4 protein-coding genes are annotated in these 3,837 nt (G+C 73.7%); 1 reads left to right on the forward strand and 3 read right to left on the reverse strand.

Annotation, left to right across the window (positions count from 1 at the left end; genetic code table 11):
* Nucleotides 1–190 precede the first annotated feature (190 nt).
* Complete coding sequence (locus IPZ69_RS46510; protein ID WP_235460977.1) at nucleotides 191–1,477, forward strand: streptophobe family protein; 1,287 nt, start codon at nucleotides 191–193, stop codon at nucleotides 1,475–1,477.
* On the opposite strand, the gene IPZ69_RS46515 is transcribed toward IPZ69_RS46510, so the two are convergent.
* The 3 genes from IPZ69_RS46515 to IPZ69_RS46525 all read right to left on the reverse strand — a co-directional run.
* Entirely contained in the window at nucleotides 1,468–2,484 is a 1,017-nt protein-coding gene (locus IPZ69_RS46515) for a serine/threonine-protein kinase (RefSeq protein WP_235460978.1), read from the reverse strand. The two genes, IPZ69_RS46510 and IPZ69_RS46515, sit on opposite strands and share 10 nt — an antisense overlap.
* The gene (locus tag IPZ69_RS46520) at nucleotides 2,484–3,035 is read right to left on the reverse strand and encodes a hypothetical protein (protein ID WP_235460979.1); all 552 of its coding nucleotides are present in this window, start codon (nucleotides 3,033–3,035) and stop codon (nucleotides 2,484–2,486) included. The genes IPZ69_RS46515 and IPZ69_RS46520 overlap by 1 nt, the downstream gene beginning before the upstream one ends.
* Nucleotides 3,036–3,043: 8 nt before the next feature.
* The coding region (locus IPZ69_RS46525; RefSeq protein WP_235460980.1) for an ABC transporter permease at nucleotides 3,044–3,837 on the reverse strand (794 nt) is incomplete at its 5' end.

Genomic DNA, 3,837 nt, shown 5'->3' on the forward strand with positions numbered 1-3,837 from the left:
GGAGGTTCGCTCACGAGCTCATCTCCCGAACGTGACGGGCGGCGTCGCCGGCGCTTTTTAGGCGAATTCACTCGAATGCCGGTTTTGCCACAACTAGCCCATTGTGTGCTCCAGGGTCGCGCTGCTCGCAAGCGGACGCGGACGGACCACCCGACGGGCGCCCGGTCCGGTCGCTGCTTAGCGTGACAGGGTGAGCCGCCGAACCGCCGCCGACCAGGCAGTTGCCCACCACGGCTGGGCGCAGGCCGGGGTCGCGGTGCTGGCCGGGCTCGCCGCCATGGTCGCGGTCGCCGCGCTGGGGCTGTGGGCGGCGGGTGCCACGGACCTCCCGGACAGCGCGTTCCCGCGGATCGTGCTGGCGACCGTGGCCTCGGCCGTCGGCGGCACCGTACGGCTCTCGGGCAACGCCGGAGCCCTCGCCCGGACGGAGGCGGGGCTGACCGTGGTCCCGCTGTCGGTCACCCTGACCGGAGCCCTGGTCCTCGCCGCGGGTTTCCTGCGGCCGCTGCGGCACCGGGCGGTGGCCGGAGTCCGGGAACTGGCCGGCTGGGCCGCCCGGATCGCGGTGCTGTGGCTGGTCGCGCTGATCGCCCTCTCCCTGATGGCCCGTCAGACCTTTGCCGTCGACGTCGGCAACGACACGCTCGCCGAGATCGGTCAACTGCTCGACGCCGTACCGAGGGTGGGGTTCACCACGGACGTGCCGCTGACCGTGCTGTTCGGGCTGCTGTGGCTGGCGGGCGTCCTGGTGCTGGCCCTGCTGGTGTCGCGCGGGGCGCCGCTGCCGGGGCGGCTGCTGCGCTTCCAGGAGTCGGTGCGTCCGGCGGCGTACGCCATGGTCGTGCTGCTGCTCGTGTCCGTCGCCCTGGCCGGCGTCATCGCCTTGGTGGTGGCGGTCACCCACGGGCACCTGGCGCGGACCCTCGCGCTGATCCTGCTGGGGTTGCCGAACCTGGCCTGGCCCGCGCTCACCGTCGGCATGGGCGCCACCTGGCACGGCCGGGTGGAGGGCCCGTTCGGACTGCCGGTGCCGCGCCTCCTGGACGAGGTGCTGCGCACCCCGGACGTCTCCACGGTGAACCTGCACACGCTCACCGAGCGCGACGCCTCGGCGTGGTGGCTCCTGGTGGCGGCCGCGGTGCTCGTGCCGGGCGCCGCCTTCCTGATGGCGGCGCGTTCACCGGCCCGCGTACCCGTGTGGCGGCACGCGCTGCACCTGGCCGTCGCCCTCGTGCTCGCCGTGTTCATGATCTGCCTGGTGGGCCGGATCACCGCGCACTACGGCCTCTCGCTGCTCGGCATCAGCGACCTGGGCGGCGGACTTTCGGGGGAGCTGTTCCTGCGGCCCGAGTGGTGGTCCGCGCTCGGTCTTGCCGCGCTGTGGGGGCTGGTCGCCGGCTTCCTGGGCGGTCTCCTGGCGCGGCCGGTGCACCGCCGTGGCGAGGTGGGGGCCCGCCCCGGGCCGGGTCAGGGCTGACGGCTCCGGAACACCGGCTCCGCCCACCGCGGGGGCGGTGTCGGCGGCGTCGGCCGGTGCGGTGCCGGCGTCGTGGTGCCGGTCGCCGGGAGGTCCGGCTCCGTCGTCGGGGGCAGGTCGGCGACCGTGCCGCTGCGCCCGGCCGCGCGCAGGGCGGCCACGAAGGCGAGGCAGGAGTCGTACCGGGCGTCGGGGCTCTTGGCCAGGGCCCGGGCGAACACCCCGTCGACGGCGCGGGGCAGGTCGGGGCGGCCCTCGGTGAGCGGGGGCGGCTCGTCGTACTGGTGGGCCCACAGCAGGGCCATGTCGTCGTCGCGCTGGAAGGGCGGATGGCCGGCGAGGGTCTCGTGGACGACGCAGGCGAGGCCGTAGACGTCGCAGCGGCCGTCGACCGGGCGGCCCGAGATCTGCTCCGGGGCCACGTAGTCCAGCGTGCCGACGAACTGTCCCACGGTCGTGAAGCCGGTCAGCGACAGCGACTTCTTCGTCAGCCCGAAGTCGGTGAGGTAGACGTGCTCGGGGTGGTCGCTGTCGGTGCCCTCGGCGACCAGGATGTTGCCGGGCTTGACGTCCCGGTGGACCAGCCCGTGCTCGTGGGCGGCGTCGAGCGCCGAGGCCACCTGCCCGGCGATCCGGACCGCGACGTCGAACGGCAGCGGGCCCTCCCGGTCCAGGAGATGGCGCAGATCGCGGCCGGCGACGAAGCGCATGGCGATGTAGAGCACACCGTCCGTCTCGCCCGCCTCGAAGACCGGCACGATGTGCGGATGGTCGATCGCGGCGGCCACCCGGGACTCGTGGGTGAACCGCTTGCGGAACGTGTCGTTGCGGGCGAGTTCCGGGGCGAGCAGCTTGAGCGCGACCGTACGGTCCAGTCGCAGGTCGTGGGCCCGGTAGACGACGGCCATGCCGCCGCGCCCGATCGCGCTCTCGATGCGGTAGCCCGCGACCTGCTGTCCGATCAGCTCGGAGGGCCGGCCGGAGAAGAGACTCGTCCGGCCCGCCATCACGGCTCACCGTCGGAGGGCACCACACGGGTCGGCGCGTGATCGGGGCCGGGAACGTCGGCGCGGGGCGCCACCCGGTCCGAGGCGTAGGTGTTCAGCCGCCTCCCGTCGCCGTACATCCACCGGCCCTCCCCCGGGTCGTACACCCACACCGACTCCCCGTCGACCACCACCCCGATCCGCAGCCCCTGCGTACGGGCGCGGAACGACTCGCCGTCGAGGGCGCCCTGGGCGAGCTCCTCCACGGCGGCCCGGTAGTCGTTAAGGGCCTGTTCCGCCTGGGCCAGCAGCGGGCGCGGGTCGGCGGCCTCGCCGAGCGGGCCGTCCCCGGTGGGCGGGTCCTGGGGTACGGCGACCAGGTAGCGGCCGTCGACCCAGGCGGACCAGCCGTTGGCGCACCGGATCCGGCCCCATTCGCCGAGCCGCTCCAGGAGCTCCACCGGGAGCAGCGCGTCCAGGGGCACGGTGGGCCGTGCGGGGTCCGGGGCCTCCCAGGCGGGCAGCCCGGACGGGGGGACGACGTGGGTGGGCCGGAAGCCGGGGCTCGTCATCGCACCGCCTACTTCCGCATCACGGCGGGCTCGTACAGGCGCAGCAGCCGGGCGACCGCCATGCCGAAGGCCGTCGACAGCACCACGAGCATGGACATGTTGACCACCCACACCTCGGTCAGGTGCCGGAACAGCGGGTCGGCGGTCAGTCTGCCGGGCACGATCCGGGCCAGGCCGACGGTGCCGGCCATGGCGCCGAGCGCCCACCGCGAGGGCACCAGCCAGGACAGCTGCTCCAGGCCGGGTACGCCGTGCAGCCGCAGCAGGGCCCCGCAGAAGACGACCTGGACGATGGAGATCAGCACCAGCAGCGGCATCGTCACGTCCTCCTTGCGCACCAGCGCCGACACGACCAGGCCGAGCATCATCGCCGTGAAGGACAGCAGGGCGGTGGCGAGGGTGATTTCGGCAAGGGGCGGCATCACCACGCCCTCGCCGCCCGGTGCGTTGAGGTCGACGCCGAGCAGCGCGACGAGGGTGAGCACGACGGCCTGGACGACGGTGATCGCGCCGAGCACGAGGATCTTCGACATCAGGTACGCCGATCTGGACAGGCCGAAGGCCCGTTCGCGCTGGTAGATCACGCGTTCCTTGACGAGTTCGCGCACGGCGTTGGCCGCGCCGGTGAACACGCCGCCGACGCACAGGATGAGCAGGGTGTTCAACGCGGTCTCCGCGGTCAGTTTCCCGCCCGCCAGGGCCCGGCCCATGGCGCCCATCACGAACGGCAGCGCGATCATGGTGACGAGGAAGACGCGGTCGGCGGCGAGCGCGGCCGTGTAGCGCCGGACCAGGGTGCCGA

Origin of the sequence: Streptomyces olivochromogenes, assembly GCF_021538895.1 — a bacterium.
GTDB lineage: Bacteria > Actinomycetota > Actinomycetes > Streptomycetales > Streptomycetaceae > Streptomyces > Streptomyces olivochromogenes_A.

Coding starts and splice junctions, on each gene's coding strand:
- IPZ69_RS46520 (WP_235460979.1), bottom strand. CDS start 3,035: ATGACGAGCCCCGGCTTCCGGCCCACCCACGTCGTCCCCCCGTCCGGG.
- IPZ69_RS46515 (WP_235460978.1), bottom strand. CDS start 2,484: ATGGCGGGCCGGACGAGTCTCTTCTCCGGCCGGCCCTCCGAGCTGATC.